Origin of the sequence: Nocardiopsis yanglingensis (genome assembly GCF_045809185.1) — a bacterium.
Lineage (GTDB): Bacteria > Pseudomonadota > Gammaproteobacteria > Xanthomonadales > Xanthomonadaceae > Stenotrophomonas > Stenotrophomonas yanglingensis.
In genome coordinates this window covers 1-19,199 of the sequence record NZ_JBJNRH010000011.1, presented here as the reverse complement: position 1 = coordinate 19,199, position 19,199 = coordinate 1, and the positions used below count along the sequence as shown (strand labels likewise).

Here is a 19,199-nt window from a genome sequence, read left to right as displayed (position 1 = left end):
GGGGGACATCGATGAGCGGCATCGGGGAAGGACAGCGGGGACGGTCGTTGGGACGCAGCGCGCCACTATTGGGGGTGCTGCTGGTCCTGCTGGCTGGCTGGTTCGGATGGAGCGCGGTGCAGCAATGGCGCCAGGAGGCCAACGGCCAGGCGCTGGAAGAAGCACGTGACCAGGCGGTGCAGGGCCTGCAGGAGGCGGCCGCCGGCCAGCTGAAGCAGCTGCAGCAGCAGCTGAAGAACGAACGCGTGCAGCAGGCGTTGCAGGCCGGTGATGCCGCGGCAGCGGCGCTGGCCGTGCGCGAGAGCTGGACCGGCGTGGAGCAGGCTGACGTGCTGACCGCCGATCTGGCCAACGCCTACGCCGACCCGGCCGCCTTTGGCTATGCGCGATTGGCGCTGCTGGAAGCGGCATTGGCCGAAGGCAAGCCCAGCCTGCGCGTGGTCCGCGATGGCGGTGGCAATCGCCTGGGCCTGGCAGCGCCGGTGCAACTGGGCAGTCTCGGCCCGGCGGTGCTGTATGTGCGCCAGCCGTTGCTGCGGCTGACCTCACCGCTGGATCAGGTCAGCGCGCCGTCGACGGGTTTCCTCGGATTGCGCCAGGGCGCGCACGACCTCGTCGCCCAGGGCGATTCCAGCCTGGCGGAAAGCGCCGAGGCACTGGCACGGCCGGTCACCGGTACACCGCTGCGGCTGGTCGCCGCCGTACCCAATGTCGAACCCGGTCCGCTGGGCCTGGGTTCGCTGGCCAGCGCCATCGTCGCGCTGCTGCTGGCGTTCATCGCCGTGCTGCTGGTTGTCGGTCGCGGCCGCCTGCCGAAGACGTTGCCGCTGCCGCGCCGTGCGGCCGTGGCGGAAGCGGATCATGGCCCGACCCTGAGCGAGAGCCTGCAGATGGCGCCGCCGCCGGTGGCCGAGGCCAGCACAACTGAAAGTGCACCGCCGCCTCCGCCGCCCGTTCCGGCCGAGGAACTGGCGGCCGGCATCTTCCGCGCCTACGACATCCGCGGCGTGGTTGGCAGCCAACTGACGCCGAAGACGGCGGCGCTGATCGGCCAGGCCATCGGCACCGTGGCGTTGGAGCAGGGGCTGCGCGAGGTGGTGATCGGTCGCGATGGCCGCCTGTCCGGACCGGAGTTGGCTGCAGGCCTGGCCGAGGGCCTGCGTCGCGCCGGTTGCGCGGTGATCGACATCGGCCTGGCGCCGACCCCGCTGGTGTACTACGCCGCCTTCCATCTGCGTACCGGCACCTGCGTGGCGGTCACCGGCAGTCATAACCCGCCCGAGTACAACGGCTTCAAGGTGGTCATCGGCGGTGAAACGCTGTCCGGCGATGCGATCACCGATCTCTACCAGCGCATCGTCGAGGGCCGGCTGGTGCAGGCGGCCGAACCGGGCGATTACCAGCAGCGCGATGTCAGTGCCGACTACATCCAGCGCATTGCCGACGACGTGCAGCTGGACCGCCCGTTGAAGGTGGTGGCCGATGCGGGCAATGGCATCGCCGGCGCGCTTGCACCGCAGCTGCTGGAAGCGATCGGTGCTGAAGTCATTCCGCTGTACTGCGATGTTGACGGTACCTTCCCCAATCATCATCCCGACCCGAGCGAACCGGCCAACCTGGAAGACCTGGTGCAGACGGTCAAGCGCTTCGGCGCCGACCTCGGCGTCGCCTTCGATGGCGATGGCGATCGACTGGGCGTGGTCACCGGCGAAGGCAGGATCATCTATGCCGACCGCCTGCTGATGCTGTTCGCCGCCGATGTGCTGATGCGCAACCCCGGCGCGATGGTGATCTACGACGTGAAGTGCACCGGCAAGCTGTCCGACCACGTGCTGCGCAATGGCGGCAGCCCGCTGATGTGGAAGACCGGGCATTCGCTGATGAAGGCGAAGATGCGCGAGACCGACGCCGAGCTGGCTGGCGAGATGAGCGGCCACTTCTTCTTCAAGGAGCGCTGGTTCGGTTTCGACGATGGCCTGTATGCGGCTGCGCGCCTGCTGGAGATCCTGGCCCAGCGCGAGGAGACCCCGGACGAGGTGCTGGGCGAACTGCCGGAGATGGTGGCCACGCCGGAACTGAAGGTACCGGTGGCCGACGGGACGCCGCATGCGCTGGTGGCGATGCTGGTGGCGGCGGCGCAGTCGCCGGACAACCCGTATGTGGGCGGCCGCCTGTCGACCATCGACGGCTTGCGTGTGGACTTCCCCGATGGCTGGGGCCTGGTGCGTGCTTCCAATACCACGCCGGTGCTGGTGCTGCGCTTCGAAGGCAACGACGAGGCCGCACTGGAACGCATCCAGGCGCTGTTCCGCAGCCAGCTGCAACCGGTGCTGGGCGACACCCCGCTGGGGTTCTGATCGATCTTGGTGGGTGCCGACCGTTGGTCGGCACGCCTTGCCTGCTCTTGGTAGGTGTCGACCTTGGTCGACACGGTAGATCCACGCCATGCGTGGATGCTCTTCCGGCTTCGCTTTGGTGGGTGCCGACTGTTGGTCGGCACACCCTCACCCCTTGAACCGCAAACCCACGCCCGGTTCGGTGAACAGGTAGCGCGAATCCAGCGCTGAATCGCCCAGCTTGTGCCGCAGCTTGCCGACCAGGATGCGCAGGTAGTGGGTGTCGTGCTGGTGGGTCGGCCCCCAGATCTCCTGCAGGATCTGCGGCTGGGTCACCACCCGTCCCGCGTTGCGCAGCAGCAGCGACAGCAACGCGTATTCCTTGCGGGTCAATGCCACCGGCTCGCCATCGAGGGCGACCTCGCGTCGCACCAGGTCCACATGCAGATGGCCATCGTCGAACACCGGCGGTGTGCCGTCGCTGGGCACGCTGCGCGTGCGCAGCAGCGCCCGCACCCGCGCCATCAGCTCCTGCGTGCCGAACGGCTTGGTCACGTAGTCGTTGGCACCGGTATCCAGCGCGCGCACCTTCTCGGCTTCGCCGGCGCGCACGGTCAGCATGATCACCGGCACCTGGCTCCACTGCCGCAGCTGTTCCAGCACCTCGTGGCCTTCCATGTCCGGCAGGCCGATATCCAGGATCACCAGATCCATGTCCTCGCTGGCGGCCAGTTGCAGGCCTTCCTGACCGGTGGCGGCCTGCCGTACCTGGTAGCCCTGCGCGCGCAGGCTGATGTCCAGGAACCGGCGGATCTGGGTTTCATCATCGATCACCAGCACGCGCGCGGCCGGCACGCTGGCGTCAATCGGGGTCGGGCTCATCGTGGGAGGCTGGCTTGAGCAGGGGCAGGGTGATGCGGATCAGGGTACCGCGACCATCGCGTCCGGGCAGCGCCTGCACGCTGCCGCCATGTGCGCCGATCATGCCCTGGCAGATGGTCAGGCCCAAGCCGGTGCCGTGGCGGCCACGGTCACCGCGTTCGACGCTGTAGAACATGTCGAAGATGCGCGCGCGCTCGTCGTCGGGAATGCCGGGGCCGGCATCGATCACGTCGATGCGCAGCTGGCCGTCCAGGTCGCGCGCCTGTACCTGCACGGCGGCGTCGGGCGGCGAGAACTTGGCCGCGTTCTCCATCACGTTGAACACCGCCTGTTCGACCAGTGCCGGGTGTACCCAGATCGGTGCCAGCGTGGCCGGAATATCCAGCTCCAGCCGGACCTTGGGCTGGTAGCGCTGCAGGCGCCGCGCTGCCGAGCCGATCAGTTCGTCCACGCCGATCCAGTCACGGTTGATCTTCAATCCTTCGTGGCCGAGGCGGGTCATGTCCAGCAGGTTCTGGATGTAGCGGTCCAGCCGTTCGCCCTCGACCAGGATGGTGTCCAGCAGGGCACGGCGATCGGCCGTATCCATTGCCGCACCATAGCTGGCCAGGCTGTCGGCCGAGCCGATCATCGCCGCCAGCGGCGAGCGCAGGTCGTGCGACACCGAAGAGAGCAGGGCCGAGCGCAATCGCTCGGTCTCGTTGCTGACGTGGGCCTGTTCCAGTTCGGCCACCAGCCGCGTGCGCAGCGCGGCCTGCGCGATGTCGTCGACCATTGCTTCGGCCAGCTGCCGTTGTTCGGGCAGCAGGCGTGCCTGTGCGCCAGGCAGGTACAGGCCGGCCACGCCGATCGCGCGGTCTTCGCCATCCAGCAGCGGCAGGAACCACCACTGCGCACCGGCCAGGGTATCGGTGAAGCGGCCACTGGGCTGGCCATGGCGCAGCGCCCAGTCGGCGGCGGCCAGGTCGGTGTCGCCGGGCTGGCTGCGGCCTCCGGTTGCGGTATCGGCGCCGATCCGCAGCCACGCCGGCACGTCCATGGCCTGTTCCAGTGCGTGTCGACCCGCCTGTGCCACCTCGCCGTTGCCGGCGGCACTGGCCAGCTGACGGCCCAGCTGCTGGCGCGCACGTGCATGGCGGTTGGCCGCACGCAGCGCGATCACCTGCATGCGCAGGCGCGAGGCCAGGCGCCCGGCCACCAGTGCCGCGGCCAGGAACAGGAACACGGTGATCACGCCCTGGCGTGCACCGATGGCGAAGGTGAAGCGCGGCGCGATGAACAGGAAGTTGTAGGCGAGGAAGCACAGGATCGCCGCCATCACCGCCACGCTGGCGCGCGTGCGCGCAGCCACCAGCACCACCGCAACGATGAACACCATCGACAGGTCGGCCATGCCCACCCAGCGTTCGGCCAGCCATGCCACCGCACAGGCCAGCGCGGTAGCGATCAGTGCCTGCGCCGGTTCGTAGCTGATGCCGCGCATCGGTGGCAGCAGACCCTCGCGGCGCGAGCGCGCCCGCGCCTGCGGGGTGCTGATGATGGTGATCTCGTAGTGCGCGCCGCGCTGGATCAGCTGCTGGGTCAGGGTGCGGTTGAACATCCGCGCCAGCGGACGTTCGCGGGTCCGGCCCAGCACCAGGGTCGACACGCCGTTGTGTGCGGCATGGTCGAGCAGGGCATCGGCGATGCTCGATCCGTGCAGCAGTTCGGCGTCGCCGCCCAGGCGCCGTGCCAGCGCGAAGGCCGCATCGATCTCGCGCCGGGTCGCCTCGTCCTGGCGTCGGCCCTGCACGGTCACCACCGTCCACGGTGCATCGCGGCGTTCGGCGATGCGACGCGCCACGCGCACCAGGTATTCACTCTGACCGCCGCCATCAATGGCCACCAGCACGCCGCGACGCAGCGGCAGGTTGCTCTCGCCACGCGCGGCGCGTGCTTCGCGCAGGCTGCTGTCGACGCGGTCGGCCGCTTCCTGCATCGCCAGTTCGCGCAACGCGGTCAGGTTGGCCGGCGAGAAGAATGCCTGCAGGGCCTGCGCGGCCTGTTCGGGCACATAGACCTTGCCCTGCTGCAGGCGCGCGATCAGTTCGCGTGGCGGCAGGTCGACCAGCACGATGTCGTGCAGTCGGTCGAGCACACCGTCCGGCACGGTCTCGCTGACGCGCACGCCGGTGATGCGCATCACCACATCGTTGAGGCTTTCCAGATGCTGGATGTTGACCGTGGTCCAGACGTCGATGCCGGCATCCAGCAGTTCCATCACATCCTGCCAGCGCCGCTCATGGCGGCTGCCGGGCGCATTGCGATGGGCCAGTTCGTCTACCAGCACCAGCGCCGGATGCCGTGCCAGCACGGCATCCAGGTCCATCTCCTGCAGGGTGTGGCCGTGGTAGGCCACTGCCTTCAGCGGCAGCTGGGGCAGGCCCTCCAGTAGTGCCTGGGTATCGGCGCGGCCATGGGTTTCCACCAGCCCCACCACCAGGTCAACGCCGCGGCGTAGCTGTTCCTGCGCGCGGGTGAGCATGGTGTAGGTCTTGCCCACGCCCGGCGCCGCACCGAGGAACACGGTCAGCTTGCCGCCGGCTTCGCGTTGCAGGCCTTCGACCAGGGCGTCGGCCTGGCGGGTTCGTGCATCAGTCATGGGGGCCGCTGTCATGGCCGCCATTGTGCGCGCAGCCGATGCAGGCCGGCATCACGGCGCCTTGGCCGCGTGGTCCAGTGCGAAGTTCAGCGTCACCACGTTCACCCGTGGCTGCCCGAACAGGCCCCACTGGCGACCTTCGGTGTGCGCCTGCACCAGGGCCTGCACGCGCTCCACCGGCAGGCCACGGGCACGTGCCACGCGTGCCACCTGCAGCTGCGCCGCCGCCGGCGACAGCTGCGGATCCAGGCCGCCGGCGGACTGGGTGACCAGGTCCGCCGGTACCTGTGCCGGGGCGACACCTTCGCGCGCGGCCACCGCAGCCGTGCTGGCGGCAACACGTTCGGCCAACGCCGGGTTGCTGCGCGCCATGTTGGAACCGGCCGCGGCCATCGGGTCGTAGTTGGCCGCTGACGGACGCGCCTGGAAGTAGCCGTCACCGGTGAACGGCTGCGACAGCCACGCCGAGCCGCGAACCTGGCCGTTGCCATCGCGCAGCAGGCTGCCCTCGGCCTGGGTCGGGTACGCCAGGCCGGCAAAACCGGTGGCGATGCCGGCGTAGACCGCGCCAGCCAGCAGCAGTGTGGCCAGGCCCAGGCCGATCGCCGGGCGCCAGCTGGCGCCATCCTGCAGGCTGGCCACGCGGGCCTCGGCCTTCTGTTCGCGCGGAAGGGAAGATGAAGTGGAAGCAGTACGGTTCATGCGCCGAATACCAGGACAAGAAGAAGGTCGATCGCCTTGATCGCCGCGAACGGCAGCAGCACGCCACCCAGGCCGTACACCAGCATGTTCCGGCGCAGCAGCGCCGTTGCGGTGGCCGGGCGGAAGCGCACGCCACGCAGGGCGAGCGGGATCAGGGCGGGAATCACCAGGGCGTTGAAGATCAGCGCCGCCAGCACCGCATTGCGCGGGCTCGACAGCTGCATCACGTTCAATGCGGCCATGGTCGGCACGGCAGCGGCGAACAGTGCCGGCAGGATCGCGAAGTACTTGGAGACGTCGTTGGCCAGCGAGAAGGTGGTCAGCGCGCCGCGGGTGATCAGCTGCTGCTTGCCTACTTCCACCACCGCCAGCAGCTTGGCCGGGTCCGAATCCAGGTCGACCATGTTGCCGGCCTCCTTCGCCGCCTGCGTGCCGGAGTTCATCGCCAGGCCGATGTCGGCCTGGGCGAGCGCCGGTGCGTCGTTGGTGCCATCGCCGACCATCGCCACCAGGCGGCCACCGGCCTGTTCCTGGCGGATGCGTGCCAGCTTGTCTTCCGGGCGCGCCTCGGCGATGTAGTCGTCGACGCCGGCTTCGGCGGCGATGGCGGCGGCGGTCAGCGGATTGTCGCCGGTGATCATCACCGTGCGGATGCCCATCGCCCGCAGCTGCGCGAACTTCTCGCGCATGCCGTGCTTGACCACGTCCGACAGCTCGATCACGCCCAGCACGTGGCGACCTTCGGCCACCACCAGCGGGGTGGCACCGTTACGCGCCACTTGCTCCACGCGTCCGGCCAGTTCAGCCGGCACGCTGCCGCCCAGCGCCTGCACGTGGGCACGGATCGCATCGGCGGCGCCCTTGCGGATCTGCCGCCCATGTTCCAGATCCACGCCGGACATGCGGGTCTGTGCACTGAAGGCCAGATAGTCGGCATGGTCCGGCTCGGCGGTGGCGCAGCCCTGTTCGCGCGCCAGGCGCACGATCGACTTGCCTTCCGGGGTCGGGTCGGCCAGCGAGGACAGCAGTGCCGCCTCGCGCAGCTGGCTGGCGTCGATGCCGGCCAGCGGATGGAAGTGGCTGGCCTGGCGGTCGCCGTAGGTGATGGTGCCGGTCTTGTCCAGCAGCAGCACGTCGACGTCGCCGGCCACTTCCACCGCCTTGCCCGACTTGGCCAGCACATTGGCGGCCAGCGCACGGTTCATGCCAGCGATGCCGATGGCCGGCAGCAGCCCGCCGATGGTGGTCGGGATCAGGCACACCAGCAGCGCGATCAGCAACAGCGGGTCGACCTTGACGCCCACCGCCGCACCGATCGCCGGCAACGTGGCCACCACCACCAGGAAGGTCAGCGTCATCGCCGCCAGCAGCAGGGTCAGCGCGATCTCGTTCGGGGTCTTCTGGCGGTTGGCGCCTTCCACCAGCGCGATCATGCGGTCCAGGAAGCTGTGGCCCGGCTCGGCAGTCACCCGCACGATGATCTGGTCGGACAGCACCTTGGTGCCACCGATCACACCGGAACGGTCGGTACCGGCCTCGCGCAGCACCGGTGCCGATTCGCCGGTCACCGCCGCTTCGTTGATGGTGGCCAGGCCCTGCACGATCTCGCCATCGGCCGGCACCAGCTCACCGGCACTGACGATCACATGGTCGCCCGGGCGCAGTTCGGCGGCCGGCACCTGGGCTTCTGCGGCGCCCGGCTGCGGCGCCGCCAGCCGGCGTGCCACCAGGTCCTGGCGGGCACGCCGCAGCGACGCGGCCTGGCCACGGCCACGTGCTTCGGCCACGGCTTCGGCGAAGTTGCCGAACAGCACGGTCACCAGCAGGATCGCGGTCACCGCCAGGCCGAAGCCCAGCGGCGCATTGCCGGTCAGGGTGACGATCGCGGCGACGATCGTGCCGGCCATCACCACCGCCATCACCGGGCTGCGTACCAGGTGCATCGGCGACAGCTTGCGCACCGCTTCGACCAGCGCACGGCGCAGGCCGGCGCCATCGAGCAGGGCAGGGCGCGCTGCATGGGTACTACGGGTTGAACTTGCTTGGGTACTCATCAGGGTGTCCTTAGTGCAGTCCCAGGCTCAGGTGGTCGGCGATCGGGCCGAGTACCAGCGCCGGCATGAACTGCAGCACGGTCAGGATGACGATCACCGAGACCAGGGTCAGGGCGAAGGTCGGGGTTTCGATCTGCAGGCTGCCGGCAGATTCCGGCGCCTGGCGTTTGGCGGCCAGCTGTGCGGCCACCACCAGCGGAATGATCAGCAGCGGGAAGCGGCCCAGCAGCAGCACCAGCGAGCAGCTCAGGTTCCACCACAGCGTGGCGTCGCCCAGCCCTTCGAAGCCCGAGCCGTTGTTGGCGTAGGCCGAGACGTACTCGTAGAAGACCTGGCTGATGCCATGGAAGCCGGGGTTGGAGGTGCCCGCCAGGCCGGGTACGGCCAGGGTGATCGCAGTGAACACCAGCAGGGTGATCGGTTGCAGCAGCACCAGCAGGGCCAGCAGGCGCACCTGTGGCGTCTCCAGCTTGCGGCCGAACAGTTCCGGCGTACGCCCAGTCATCAACCCGGCCAGGAACACGCCCAGCAGCAGATAGACGATGAACTGCTGCAGGCCACAGCCGATACCGCCCCAGATCGCGCTGACCAGCATGTTGACCATCGCGATGCCACCGCTCAGCGGCGCCAGCGAGTCATGCATGCCGTTGACCGAACCGTTGGAGACCTGGGTGGTCACCGCCGCCCACAGCGCGGTGCCGTCGGCGCCGAAGCGCACTTCCTTGCCTTCCATCAGCAGCGGGGTGGCGGCGCTGGCGCTATGCCCTTCGCTCCACATCATCGCGCCGGTGGACAGCAGCGACATGCCCAGCATGCAACTGAACACCAGGGCGCCGAAACGACGCCGGCCGGTGAACGCGCCGATCATGAAGATCACCGCCATCGGCACCAGCAGGATGCCAAGGATTTCCAACGCATTCGAAACCGGCGTCGGGTTCTCCAGTGGGAAGCTGCTGTTCGGGCCGTACCATCCGCCACCGTTGGCTCCCAGCTGCTTGGCCGCGACCATTGCCGCGACCGGGCCCAACGGCAGCTTCTGTTCGGCCATGCCGGCGCTGGCGTCGATCGGCGTGGCCTGAGGGCCACCGGCCATCGTCGACGGCACGCCCTGGCTGGTCAGCAGCAGGGTCCATACCAGGCACAGCGGCAGCAGGAAGCGCACGCACAGGCGCACCACGTCCACATAGTAGTTGCCTACCGCCACCTGGCGGTCATCGCCGCTGCCGGTGGCCGCCGCAGCCTGCGGCGCACGCGAGAACAACGCGCGCAGCGTCGCCACCGCCAGCGCCAGGCCCATCATCGGCGTCACCACCTGCAGGCCGGTGATGCCGGTCATCTGCGAGAGGTAGGACAGCTGCGCCTGGCCCGAATAGTGCTGCTGGTTGGTGTTGGTCAGGAACGAGATCATCGTGTGCAGCGCGGTGTCCCAGCGCATGTTCGGGATCTGGTCCGGATTCAGCGGCAGCCAGGCCTGGGTCATGAACACCGCCTGGGTCAGTACCGCAACCACCACGTTGCTCAGGACGAAGGCCAGCACGTAGCCGCGCCAGGACATCGAGCGCGACGGATCGACGCCGAACACCCTGTACAGCGGCTTCTCGATCCAGTGGAACAGCACGTCGACCTTCATCGGCGTGCCACGCATCACGCGGGCCAGGTACAGGCCCAGCGGCCACGCCAGCAGCAGGCTGGCGGCAATAATCACAAGCATCTCAGTCATGGCAGGCTCCGTTCAGAACGACTCGGGCCGCAGCACGACATAAAGAAGATAGGCGGCGGCGACCAGCACCAGAACGCCACACAACAACGACAGCCAGGGGGACATTGCAATAGCGTCCTGGTGGAACCCCTCCACCTCAGGCCGTCATCGTCGTCCTGCCCCCCATAAACGCACTACGCGCCGGACCGGGCCGACGCGTAAAGAGTGCATAAATTCCGTGGGCCAAGCCGTAACCAGGCCACGGGTAGCGCCGGGCCATGCCCGGCGGCAGGAGCGTCGTCAGCCTGCCGGGGCAGCCGGCGCCACGCCCTTCAGCTCGCGATAGCGCTGCAGGGTGCTGTCGATTTCGGCCTTCAGCGCCTGCTGCTGCTGCAGGAACCCGGCCTGCAGGCGCTGCTGCGACTGCAGCTGCACGTGCCGCTGGCGGATCGCCTCGGCCTGCTTGTCGGCCACCTTGGCACCGGCCAGTTCACGGTCACCGGCGGCCGACAGCAGCGCCACCAGCGACTCGCGCAGGCTGGTGACGTTGTACTCGGCGGTCTTCAGGTTGTTGTCCAGCACTTCCTGGCGTTCGGCGAACACCCGGCGCAGGTCGTCCTCGCTGCCATAGGTGGCCAGCATCGCCTGCTCGGTGCGCTGGCGGGTCTGTTCGGCCATCAGATCCAGCTGCTGCTGCGCGGCCACCGTGCTGGCGGCGGCGCGCTCTTCGTCGGTCAACGCGCGCTGGACCTGCGCATTGCGCAGGCCACTCTTCGCGTTGAACTCCTCGCGGGCATGGTTGACCGCATCGGCCGGCAGCGAATCACTGCAGATCCGCTCCTTGCCCTCGTTCCAGCAGTACAGCTTCTTTTCCGTCTTGTCGCCGCCCCGCGGCTGCGCCGGCACGGTGAACGGTACGGCCAGCAGCAGGCCGGCAAAGAGCACAGCAGGAACTCGGGACATGACCTTTCCCCTGGGTCGGTCAGCGGATCGAACGGACGCCGTATTGGGCCCGGTAGGCTTCCAGCGGCTGCCGGTAACCCACAAGTTCCGGGTTGCCGGAGGCGAAATCAAGCAGATCGGCCAGCGATGCTACGGCGATCACCGGAATGCCGGCTTCCTCGGCCACCGACTGCGCCGCCGAACGGCGATCGGTTTCCGAAGCGATCTCCTGGCGGTCCAGTGCCACCACGATGCCGGCCGGGGTGCCACCGGCGGCGCGGATGATGCCCAGCGCTTCGCGGATCGCGGTACCGGCGGTGATCACGTCGTCGACGATCAGCACGCGCTTGCCGTTCATGTCGGCGCCGATCAGCTGGCCGCCTTCACCGTGGTCCTTGGCTTCCTTGCGGTTGAACGACAGCGGCAGGTCGCGGCCACGCTGGGCCAGCTCGCAGGCCATCGCGGTGGCCAGCGGAATGCCCTTGTAGGCCGGGCCGAACACCACGTCGTACTTGATCCCGGTGGCATCGATGGCATCGGCGTAGCAGGCGCCGAGCTGCGACAGCAGCGAACCGGAGTCGAAACGACCGGCGTTGAAGAAATAGGGGCTCAGCCGGCCGGACTTGAGGGTGAACTGGCCGAAGCGCAGGGCGTCGGCGGTCAGGGCCAGCTGCAGGAAACGGTGGCGGTGGTCGCTCATCAAAACTCGATTCATCTTCATTTGGAGCACAAATCCTAATCCAGCTGGGCGTTTCGCGCTCGTCCGGGCCCGTGTGAAGGGTGTCGCGGCCCGGCCTGGCGGACTGCGCAGCCCCGCGGGCAACCGGTATGCTTGCCCGGTTTCCCGCCGTAGGTCCCCCGCATGCGCATCATCAGTTTCAACGCCAATGGCATCCGTTCCGCCGCGACCAAGGGCTTCCTCGACTGGTTCCGGTCCCAGGACGCCGACGTCCTGTGCATCCAGGAAACCAAGGCCCAGGAAGACCAGCTGACCGACCCGATGTTCCGCCCGGACGGCCACCACTGCTTCTACCGCGACGCCATCACCAAGAAGGGCTACAGCGGCGTGGCGATCTACAGCAAGCGCGAGCCGGACCAGGTCATCACCTCGCTGGGCTGGGCCCCGTTCGACGACGAAGGCCGCTACATCGAGGCGCGCTACGGCAACCTCAGCGTGGTCTCCTTCTATATCCCGTCCGGCAGCTCGGGGGACCTGCGCCAGGGCTTCAAGTTCGAAGTGATGGAATGGCTGCGGCCGATCCTCGAGGAGTGGGCGCGCAGCGGCCGCGACTACGTGCTGTGCGGCGACTGGAACATCGTGCGTTCGGCGCTGGACATCAAGAACTGGAAGTCCAACCAGAAGAACTCCGGCTGCCTGCCGGAAGAGCGCGACTGGCTCAACGCCCTGTGCGCCGACCACGGCCAGGCCACCGATGTCGCCGCTGGCCGCGGCTGGGCCGATGCCTACCGCCTGCTCAACCCCACCGGCGAGGACTACACCTGGTGGAGCAACCGCGGCGCCGCCCGCGCCAACAACGTCGGTTGGCGCATCGATTACCAGTTCATCACCCCGGGCCTGCGTGACCGCCTGCGCAGCTGCTCGATCTACCGCGACGAGCGCTTCTCCGACCACGCGCCGTTCATCGTGGACTACGACCTGTGACCGAGGCTGCCAAGCCGCGCCGGCCATGGCAGCAGGTGGTGTCCAACCTGAGCCAGCGCAAGGTGCTGGCGATGCTGCTGCTCGGCTTCAGTTCCGGCCTGCCGATCTATCTGGTGGGCAACACGCTCGGCTTCTGGATGCGCAAGGAAGGCATCGAGCTGAGCACGATCGGTTTCCTGTCATGGGTCGGGCTGGCCTACACCATGAAGTTCCTGTGGGCGCCGATCGTCGATAAGACCGACGTGCCTCTGTTCGGTCGCTTTGGTCGCCGCCGCGGCTGGATGCTGCTGTCGCAGCTGGTCGTGGTGGTGGGCCTGGTCGGCATGGCGCTGGTCCAGCCCAAGGGGGGCCAGATCCAGTTCCTGGGTATCGCCTGGCAGCACATCGTCGTGTTCGGCGTGATGGCCGTGATCGTCGCGTTTGCTTCGGCCACCCAGGACATCGTCATCGATGCTTGGCGCATTGAAAGTGCTGACAACAGCGAGCAGCTTGGACTGCTGACCTCATCCTCGGCACTGGGCTACCGCACTGCATTGCTGGTCACCGATGCGCTGATCCTGATCATCGCGGCCCGTGTTGGCTGGCAGGTTTCCTACGAGATCATGGCCGTGCTGATGGCGCTTGGCGTCGTGGCCGTGGTCATGGCCCGTGAACCCGCGCGGGAAGTGGCTGCCGTGCAGGCACAGGCGACCTCCCTGTGGACGCCGCGCGGATTGTTCGACGCCGTGGCGGGGCCGTTCATCGCCTTCGTCCGCGAGCATCGCAGCGGCGCGATCCTGATTCTGGTGGCCATCAGCGTCTATCGCATGGCCGACTTCGTCATGGGGCCGATGGCCAACCCGTTCTACGTCGATCTCGGCCTGGACGAGGACACCGTTGGCGCTGTGCGTGGCTCGGTGGGCCTGGTCGCGACCTTCGTCGGCATTGCTGCGGCGGGCCTGGTCTCGGTTCGCTGGGGGGTGCTGGCGGCGCTGATGGTGGGTGCCGTGCTGGGTCCGGCCTCCAATCTGGCGTTTGCCTGGCTGGCCTATTCCGGTCCGGACACGACCCACTTCGCCGTGGCCATGGCAATCGACAACTTCGCCAGCGGTTTCGCCGGTACGGCGCTGATCGCCTATATGTCGAGCCTGACCAGCATCGGATACACCGCAACCCAGTACGCGCTGCTGAGTTCGTTCTACGCGATGCCCGGCAAGGCGCTCAAGGGGCTCTCCGGGTGGTCGGTACAGACGCTCGCACAGGGCCGGACGCTGCTGGAAGGCTACGCGCTGTTCTTCGTCGGTACCGCGCTGGTGGCGATCCCGGTGGTGATCCTCTGCGCGCTGCTGATCCTGCAGCAGCGTCGTCGCCAGGCCGCCAGCTCGACCTGATTGCCTGCCCGCCCGGTCTGCGGGATCATCGCCCCCGACGCGCCGAGGGGGCGGTGCCTTGCGAACGGGGAAGTGAGCATGGCCGACGTTGTGCTGCGGGACCTGGACCCGCTGCTGCTGGAACGTATCCGACGGGTCGCGGTCGCCCGCGGCTGGACCCACGAACAGACCTGCACCGCCTTGCTGGAGCAGGGCCTGTTCAGCAGTGAACTGGAGGTCCGCTCCGGCTTCGGTGATCCCGAGGTGGACGCGCTCTCCGACGCCATCGCCGCCCTGCAGGCCCTGCCCGCAGGGCAGGGCTTCGATTAGCGGCCGCGCCGCAAGGCTGTAGAGCCGAGCCCACGCTCGGCTGCCCGGTAGATCCACGCCATGCGTGGATGGCGCCACCTCACGCCAGGTGGATCGCCCCCAGGATCCGCGGCCCCGTCGCCCCGGTCACGCTCGGCAGGTTGCCGGCCAGCCCGTCCATCGTCCGCTGTGCCAGCCACGCAAAGCCCATCGCCTCCACGTACTCCGGGTCCAGCCCATGCACCGCGCTGGACTCCACCTGCACCTCCGGCAGCCGCGCCGCCAGCCGCTTCATCAGCTGCCGGTTGCGCACCCCGCCGCCACAGACCAGCAGGCGCCGGGTCTGCGGCTGCTGCGCCAGCAGCGCATCGGCCACGGTTGCCACGGTCAGCTCCAGCAGGGTGGCCTGCACATCGGCGGCAGCGTATTGGCCTTCACCCATGTGGGCCTCGGCCCAGGCCAGGTGGAACTGCTCACGGCCGGTGCTCTTCGGCGGCGGCAGCGCGAACCACGGGTCCGAACGCCAGCCGGCCAGCAGGCTCTCGTCCACCGCGCCACTGGCGGCGTACGCGCCGTCGGCATCAAAGGTGCGGCCGGTGTGGCGCTGGCACCAGGCATCCATCAGCGCGTTGGCGGGGCCGGTATCGAAGCCACGCACCGCGCCTTCGCGCGGGATCAGGGTCAGGTTGGCGATGCCGCCCAGGTTGAGCACGGCGCGGTCCTCATCGGCGGCGCCCAGCATGCCCAGGTGGAAGGCCGGCATCAGCGGCGCGCCATGGCCCCCGGCCGCCACGTCGCGGCGGCGGAAGTCGGACACCGTGGTGATCCCGGTCAGCTCGGCAATGCGGTTGCCATCGCCCAGCTGCACGGTGAAGGCGGGGTTGGCCAGCGGGCGATGGCGCACGGTCTGGCCGTGCGAGCCGATCGCGCGCACCTGGCTGCGGTCCACGCCGGCCTCGGCCAGCAGTTGATTGGCGGCTTCGGCGAAGTTGATCGCGATCCGTGCATCCAGCTCGCCCAGCTCCTCCAGCGAGTCCAGCGGTCCGCCTTCGCCCAGCGCCACCAGCCGCGCACGCAGCACCGGCTCCCAGCGGGCGGTCAGCCCGTGCACGAAGCGGCAGCCACCGGCGGCGGGGAACTGCACCAGTGCGGCATCGATGCCGTCGGCGCTGGTGCCCGACATCAGGCCAAGGTACAGGGGGGCGTCAGCGTCGGCAGTCGTGTTCATGGCAGGCATAAAAAAAGGACGCGGCAAGCTTGGGCTGCCGCGTCCTTCTTCGTCAACGCAGGGGTTCAGCCGCGCTTGCGGCCGGTTGCCTGCTTGTCCTTGGCGCTGGCAACCTCGGGGGCGGCCTCGTCGCGGCTGGTCGGTGCCGGGCTGGCGTCGGCGTAGATCAGCTTCTCCATGCCCTGGATGCGGGCCATCGCCGGTGCGGTCTGCGAGCGGAAGGCGACCAGCTCGGCGCCCTTCAGCGGCTCCGGCGGCGGCATGGTCACGGTCAGCGGATTGCGATGCTCGCCGTTGACGCGGAATTCGTAGTGCAGGTGCGGGCCGGTCGCCAGGCCGGTCGAGCCGACATAGCCGATCACCGTGCCCTGCGCCACGCGCTGGCCGGTCTTGATGTTCGCAAAGCGCGACATGTGCCCGTACAGGGTGGTGTGGCCGCGGCCGTGGTCGAGGATCACCACGTTGCCGTAGCCGCGCTGCACGCCGGCGAACTGCACGCGGGCATCGCCGGCGGCCATGATCGGGGTGCCGGTGCGCGCGGCGTAGTCCACGCCCTTGTGCATGCGCATCTTGCCCAGCACCGGGTGCTTGCGCGCGCCAAAGGTCGAGCTCAGCCGTGCGAAGGGGATCGGCATGCGGATGAAGCTCTTCTTCAGCGAACGGCCGTTGATGTCGTAGTACTCGGACTTGCCGTTGCGGTCGAAGCGGAAGCCGGAATAGGTCTTGCCACCGGTGGTGAAGGTCGCCGCCAGGATCTTGCTGGTGTCCACCTTCTCGCCTTCGCGCCAGGTTTCATCCATCACTACGCTGAAGCGGTCGCCCGGCTGCAGGTCCTTCGAGAAGTCGATGTCGTACTTGAAGATGTCGTCGGTCATCGTCGCGATCGCCGACGGCGACAGCCCGGCCCGTCGGGCCGCGGCGTACAGCGAGCTGGTGATCTCGCCGCTGGTGACCACGGTGCGCGTGGAGGTCTCGCGTTTGGTCACCTTCTCCTTGATGTCGTCGCCAGCCAGGCTCAGTTCCACCCGGTTGTCGGCATCGCGGTCGAAGCGGATGCTGCGCAGGTCACCGGACAGCGGCATGTCGAAGGCGATCTCGGCACCCGGGCGCAGCTTGGTCAGTGCCTCGCGCGCGCCGGGATGGTCCAGCACCCGGTGCAGGGTGGTGGCCGGAATGCCGGCCTTGTCGAACAGGTCACTCAGGGTCTGGCCGCGCTGCACCCGCAGCACCTGCCAGCTGTCACCGGGCACCTGTTGCTGGCGGGCCATGGTCAGCGGCGGCAACGGCAGCGCCAGGCTGGTATGGCTGTCGGCGAAGGGGGCGTCGATGGTGTGCGAGAAGCCCGGGACGATGGTCGCCACCAGGGCGCCGATGGTCGCGAACAGGCTGGCGTGCATCCAATGGCGGCGGGTCCAGCGCTCATTGAAGGCGGCGGGAAGATGTTGCCTGAGCTTCCGATGCAGGGCGTTGTCGTGCAGGACGTGGAGGCGTTCCTGGAAGCGCTGCTTGCGTGCGCGCCCTTGTTCGGAATTGTGCATCGGCGGTTTTTTCCTGGCAGCCCGGGAGCGCGGGCCTGATCGCCGGTTACCATAGACACCTGAGAAAACCGCGTCAAACCCTTGTGCCCATTGGCTTTTGTGAAGCCAATCGGGTTAACTTTGCTTTAACACCCCACACAAGAATCGGCGTTGCCGGGAGTAGTCACGTGTCCTCGATTGAAGAAGCCCTTGCCCTGATCGGCCGTGGTGCCGACGAGATCCTCAAGCTCGAGGATCTGCGTGCGCGCCTGCAGGAAGGCCGCCCGCTGCGGATCAAGGCCGGCTTCGACCCCACCGCGCCGGACCTGCACCTGGGCCATACGGTGCTGCTGAACAAGATGCGCCAGTTCCAGGACCTCGGCCACCAGGTCATTTTCCTGATCGGCGACTTCACCGGCATGATCGGTGACCCGTCCGGCAAGAGCCTGACCCGCAAGCCGCTCAGCCGCGAGGACGTGCTGGCCAACGCCCGTACCTATGAGGAGCAGGTGTTCAAGGTGCTGGACCGCAGCCGTACCGAAGTCCGCTTCAACTCGGAGTGGTTCGGCAAGATGGGCGCGGCCGATATGATCCGCCTGGCCGGCCAGCACACCGTGGCGCGCATGCTCGAGCGCGACGACTTCGCCAAGCGTTACGCTGCCCAGCAGTCCATCGCCATCCACGAGTTCCTGTACCCGCTGGTGCAGGGCTACGACTCGGTGGCCCTGGAGGCCGACGTCGAACTGGGCGGTACCGACCAGAAGTTCAACCTGCTGATGGGCCGTGGCCTGCAGGAACACCACGGCCAGAAGCCGCAGGTGGTGCTGACCATGCCGCTGCTGGAAGGCCTGGACGGCGTCAACAAGATGTCCAAGTCGCTGGGCAACTACATTGGTATCAGCGAGCCGGCCATCGACATCGTCACCAAGACCATGAAGGTGGACGACACCCTGATGTGGCGCTGGATCGAGCTGCTGTCCTTCGACATCAGCCAGGCCGAAGCCGTACAGCTGCGCGAGCAGGTGGCCAATGGCGGCCTGAACCCGCGCGTGGTCAAGCTGCGCCTGGCGCGTGAACTGGCCACCCGCTTCCACGACGCCGCGGCGGCCGAGCAGGCCATTGCCGGCTGGGAAGCGGCGGTGACCGGGCAGGGCGACATCACCCAGCTGCCGCTGCAGGACGTGGCGATCCCGGCCGAAGGCCTGCGTATCGCCGCACTGCTGACCGCGGCCGGCCTGACCCCGAGCAACTCCGAAGCCAACCGCAAGCTCAAGGAGCGCGCGGTCAAGGTGGACGGTGAAGTGGTGGAAGACGGCCAGCAGGTGCTGCAGCCGGGCTTCGAAGGCCTGCTGCAGGTCGGCAAGCGCACCTTCGCCCGCGTGCGCCTGGTCGCTGCCTGAGACAAAGGAAGGGCCGGCGCAGCCGGCCCTTCCTTATGCTCTTGTAGAGCCAAGCCCACGCTTGGCTGCGCTTCGTGGGTTCCTACCGCAGCGCGATGGATGAACGGATGCAACATCCGTTGAAAAAAATCGCCACACCCCCTTCACAAATGATGCGAATGGGGACATACTTCTCCTCCCCCGTCGCAGGGGTCGCCACCAAGGGGCTCCAGCGACAGCAGGGCGCCCACCACCGCCGAACGAGATGATCGAACGAAGGTGTTGACGGACTGAAAAAGTCTGGCATAATGGGCGGCTCGCTACGAAGGAAACTTCGCAGCACACGGGAACGGCGCTGAGGCCACTCCCCGGATCTTTGAAAGTATGCGCAGGTATCTTGTGAAGGCGCCTGCAGGAAGGATGATTGTCCATCTTGCAGACGTTTGATCAAGCAACTATTAATTGTTTTAAAGCAAGCGATACGTTGCCAGAATCAAT

Annotated in this window: 15 protein-coding genes; 5 read left to right on the top strand and 10 right to left on the bottom strand. The window is 67.9% G+C overall.

Annotated features, from left to right (window positions below; all coding sequences use genetic code 11):
- The first annotated feature begins 11 nt into the window (after positions 1-11).
- Positions 12-2,357, top strand: a complete 2,346-nt coding sequence (locus tag ACJ7C5_RS14805) for a phosphomannomutase/phosphoglucomutase (protein ID WP_412704315.1) — start codon at positions 12-14, stop codon at positions 2,355-2,357.
- A 147-nt stretch (positions 2,358-2,504) separates the two neighbouring features.
- Here ACJ7C5_RS14805 and ACJ7C5_RS14800 read toward each other — a convergent pair whose 3' ends face one another.
- The 8 genes from ACJ7C5_RS14800 to pyrE form a co-directional block, all read right to left on the bottom strand.
- Complete coding sequence (locus ACJ7C5_RS14800) at positions 2,505-3,218, bottom strand: response regulator transcription factor (protein WP_004153862.1); 714 nt, start codon at positions 3,216-3,218, stop codon at positions 2,505-2,507.
- Positions 3,199-5,859, bottom strand: coding sequence for an ATP-binding protein (locus tag ACJ7C5_RS14795; RefSeq protein ID WP_412704314.1), 2,661 nt, complete (start codon positions 5,857-5,859; stop codon positions 3,199-3,201). Before ACJ7C5_RS14795 ends, ACJ7C5_RS14800 begins: the two co-directional genes overlap by 20 nt.
- A gap of 51 nt (positions 5,860-5,910) precedes the next feature.
- Positions 5,911-6,561 carry a potassium-transporting ATPase subunit KdpC gene (gene kdpC, locus ACJ7C5_RS14790; protein WP_065724210.1) on the bottom strand — a complete coding sequence of 217 codons (651 nt, stop codon included), beginning with the start codon at positions 6,559-6,561 and terminating at the stop codon, positions 5,911-5,913.
- Positions 6,558-8,615: a potassium-transporting ATPase subunit KdpB gene (kdpB, locus tag ACJ7C5_RS14785; RefSeq protein ID WP_412704313.1), complete on the bottom strand. Its 2,058-nt coding sequence runs from the start codon at positions 8,613-8,615 to the stop codon at positions 6,558-6,560. The genes kdpC and kdpB overlap by 4 nt, the downstream gene beginning before the upstream one ends.
- 10 nt (positions 8,616-8,625) lie before the next feature.
- Complete coding sequence (kdpA, locus tag ACJ7C5_RS14780) at positions 8,626-10,335, bottom strand: potassium-transporting ATPase subunit KdpA (protein WP_097048248.1); 1,710 nt, start codon at positions 10,333-10,335, stop codon at positions 8,626-8,628.
- 12 nt (positions 10,336-10,347) lie between these two features.
- Entirely contained in the window at positions 10,348-10,440 is a 93-nt protein-coding gene (locus tag ACJ7C5_RS14775; RefSeq protein WP_005407770.1) for a potassium-transporting ATPase subunit F, read from the bottom strand.
- Positions 10,441-10,614: 174 nt separating this feature from the next.
- Entirely contained in the window at positions 10,615-11,277 is a 663-nt protein-coding gene (locus ACJ7C5_RS14770) for a hypothetical protein (RefSeq protein ID WP_412704312.1), read from the bottom strand.
- Between the two features lie 19 nt (positions 11,278-11,296).
- On the bottom strand, positions 11,297-11,956 hold the full coding sequence (pyrE, locus tag ACJ7C5_RS14765) for an orotate phosphoribosyltransferase (RefSeq protein WP_010486876.1): 660 nt from the start codon (positions 11,954-11,956) through the stop codon (positions 11,297-11,299).
- Between the two features lie 162 nt (positions 11,957-12,118).
- On the opposite strand from pyrE, the gene ACJ7C5_RS14760 reads away from it, so the two are divergent.
- From ACJ7C5_RS14760 to ACJ7C5_RS14750, 3 genes are all read left to right on the top strand, one after another.
- Positions 12,119-12,919: an exodeoxyribonuclease III gene (locus ACJ7C5_RS14760; protein ID WP_032128444.1), complete on the top strand. Its 801-nt coding sequence runs from the start codon at positions 12,119-12,121 to the stop codon at positions 12,917-12,919.
- The gene (locus ACJ7C5_RS14755; protein ID WP_049435222.1) at positions 12,916-14,289 is read left to right on the top strand and encodes a muropeptide MFS transporter; all 1,374 of its coding nucleotides are present in this window, start codon (positions 12,916-12,918) and stop codon (positions 14,287-14,289) included. Before ACJ7C5_RS14760 ends, ACJ7C5_RS14755 begins: the two co-directional genes overlap by 4 nt.
- Before the next feature lie 78 nt (positions 14,290-14,367).
- Positions 14,368-14,598, top strand: a complete 231-nt coding sequence (locus ACJ7C5_RS14750) for a hypothetical protein (RefSeq protein ID WP_088023589.1) — start codon at positions 14,368-14,370, stop codon at positions 14,596-14,598.
- Positions 14,599-14,677: 79 nt separating this feature from the next.
- Here the strand turns inward: ACJ7C5_RS14750 and ACJ7C5_RS14745 are convergent, their stop codons facing one another.
- The gene (locus ACJ7C5_RS14745) at positions 14,678-15,805 is read right to left on the bottom strand and encodes an anhydro-N-acetylmuramic acid kinase (RefSeq protein ID WP_412704311.1); all 1,128 of its coding nucleotides are present in this window, start codon (positions 15,803-15,805) and stop codon (positions 14,678-14,680) included.
- 65 nt (positions 15,806-15,870) lie between these two features.
- A complete protein-coding gene (locus tag ACJ7C5_RS14740; RefSeq protein WP_094002361.1) occupies positions 15,871-17,343 on the bottom strand; it encodes a M23 family metallopeptidase in 1,473 nt (490 codons plus the stop codon).
- Between the two features lie 167 nt (positions 17,344-17,510).
- On the opposite strand from ACJ7C5_RS14740, the gene tyrS reads away from it, so the two are divergent.
- The gene (gene tyrS, locus ACJ7C5_RS14735; protein WP_049431058.1) at positions 17,511-18,722 is read left to right on the top strand and encodes a tyrosine--tRNA ligase; all 1,212 of its coding nucleotides are present in this window, start codon (positions 17,511-17,513) and stop codon (positions 18,720-18,722) included.
- Positions 18,723-19,199 lie beyond the last annotated feature (477 nt).